General features: G+C 58.2%; 2 protein-coding genes. One reads left to right on the plus strand and one right to left on the minus strand.

What is annotated here, in order from left to right:
* Window positions 1-293, plus strand: a 293-nt coding sequence (locus I5M_RS09320; protein ID WP_031335947.1) for a GGDEF domain-containing protein, incomplete at its 5' end; no start/stop codon positions are given.
* Window positions 294-729: 436 nt separating this feature from the next.
* Here I5M_RS09320 and I5M_RS32135 read toward each other — a convergent pair.
* Window positions 730-1,437, minus strand: a 708-nt coding sequence (locus I5M_RS32135; protein ID WP_210161618.1) for a hypothetical protein, incomplete at its 5' end; no start/stop codon positions are given.

Raw genomic sequence — 1,437 nt, forward strand, 5'->3', positions numbered from 1 at the left:
TCGGCCGGCTCGGCGGCGACGAGTTCGCCATCATCCTACGGGCTCCGACCGATCCGGCGCGGATCGCTGACGTGCTGCAGCAGACCGTCACGATGCTGAGCCGGCCGCTGTTCTGGAACGGCCTGCGCGTCCAGGTCAGCGCCTCGATCGGCGCCGCCCTGATCGGCCGCCCCCATCGCCGCCGCATCACCGACCTGTTCGAAGAAGCCGACTTCGCGCTGTACGAGGCGAAGGCCGCGGGGCGGAATCGGGTGCATCTGATCGGGGGCGAGGGGCAGAGCAGGGCGGCGTGAGGGGGCGGCGGCCGGTTCAGGCCACTTCTGCCCCTCCGAGCCTGGCGTGCGATCTTGCCCAGTGGGGGCTCACGAAACTGTTCCGAATTCGACCACGTTTGCTCGGGACGGTCGAACTACTCGTGGCTGGGCCTATAGCGTTTGAAGCCATAGGCTTCGATGCGACCGCTCGCCAGCGGCCCTGGCGGGATCGTCTCCCAGAAGATCCTGCCTTTGTAGTCGGGTGCGCGGTCTCGAAAATCGATACTGGCTTTGCCATCGCGAATTAGTAGTTGCCGCCGACATGCAGCACCAGCTCGGGGTCGGTAATAAGCCGGTCATGCTGTTGACTTCGGGCACCGTGAACTCCAGGCCGCGGTCGGTCACGTCGGTTTTGGCGTCGTGCTGCCAAGGTGAGAAGATTTCGCCGCGATAGCGCGGGGGCTGCGCCTCGTCGCTACTCCTTATTGAGCCTTTGTTTTCCGAACGTAATTTTGTCCATTCCTTCAATGTAAGACTCAAGTAGGCCTGCGCGATCAAGCATTCGATATGAATTGCGAGACGCTGCATACTCCGTCATCTGTTGATCGATCCGACACCAGGAACATTCCGTCTGGGAACTATCTGCCTTCAGCGGCTCGAGGCAGGTGCTACAAAATACAGCGGCCGGGATAAGCGCTGAGCCGTCGAAAATGTGGGGGCGTCCATGAAGGTCAAGGAAGTATGGAATGGCTGTGACCCTGCCAATTCGGATTTCGAAGTAGCGGCAGCCTAGTTCGTGAGCTTTCTTTTTCAAAGCATCTTTCGTTGCGTCTGTGGCTTTTGAACCAGCGATGATGCTTCTTACACATTGACCTGGCGCGTCTAGAAGTAGCAGATCTGAGTTGTTACGCATCTCTGTTTCCGACGCAACCATCCGACGCTCCCGCTCGTAGCTCCAGCAGGTTGCTTTGGTGAAGTAGGCAGCATGGTACACTCCTAATCGCAACAGATAGATGTAACGATATTTTCCGATTCTAAATGCTCTGTAGAGCATGTCGGTCAGGCCTTCGGGCGGGACATCTGAATAAGTTACGTCGTCAAAACTGCTTTGAGGAAAGGCCGTTCCGAGGCGGGCTTCGGAAAGTTCAACCACAAATCCTTTATGTTCTCGGCATAGGCGCCC

This window comes from Rhodopseudomonas sp. B29, assembly GCF_000333455.1.
Taxonomy (GTDB): domain Bacteria; phylum Pseudomonadota; class Alphaproteobacteria; order Rhizobiales; family Xanthobacteraceae; genus Rhodopseudomonas.